Below are 553 nucleotides of genomic sequence, written 5' to 3' on the forward strand. Positions count from 1 at the left end.
ATCAGCGGGAGACCGACGAGAACCATGGCGTTGAGGTACTGCATGGCGCGCATCCGCGAGCCGAAGCCGAAGCTCGCCATGTCGAACTGCTGCTGCTGCTCGATCAGCGGCGACTTGATGCGCGTGCGGCCGGCATCGGCGAAGGCGAAGACCCGCCAGTCGGTGAACGGGTTGAACTTCACCGTCTGGCCGGTGCCGTTCTCCAGCGTCTGCTCGAGATAATTGGCGAGGTTCGGGGTGCGCAGCTCGATCGTGCCGGCCCCGCCGTAGTCGCCGAGCGCCTCGGATTCGAGATAGCCGCGCACCGTGTCGAGGCCGCCGAGGCTGAACTGCTCGCTCGACACCAGCGGCTGGTCGGCGAGCTGGCCCTGGACCTTCACGAACACCTGCGCGCCGGCCCAGATGTCCTGGGTGTGCGAGATGTCGCCGCGAAAGATGAGGAAGCTGCCGGTCGCCTTGTAGCGCTTGGCATCGAACTGTTCCGGATCGCTGCCGATGCCGCGGGTCCCGCCCAGGAAGGTCGCGTTGAACTGGGTCAGTCGTCCGTCGCCCT

1 protein-coding gene is annotated in these 553 nt (G+C 66.5%); it reads right to left on the minus strand.

Annotation, left to right across the window (positions count from 1 at the left end):
* On the minus strand, nucleotides 1-553 hold a 553-nt coding region (locus tag ABTU92_RS30490), incomplete at both ends, for a ShlB/FhaC/HecB family hemolysin secretion/activation protein (RefSeq protein ID WP_408095266.1).

The sequence above is a fragment of the Rhodoplanes sp. SY1 genome (genome assembly GCF_046000175.1).
In the GTDB taxonomy this organism is placed as follows: domain Bacteria; phylum Pseudomonadota; class Alphaproteobacteria; order Rhizobiales; family Xanthobacteraceae; genus Rhodoplanes.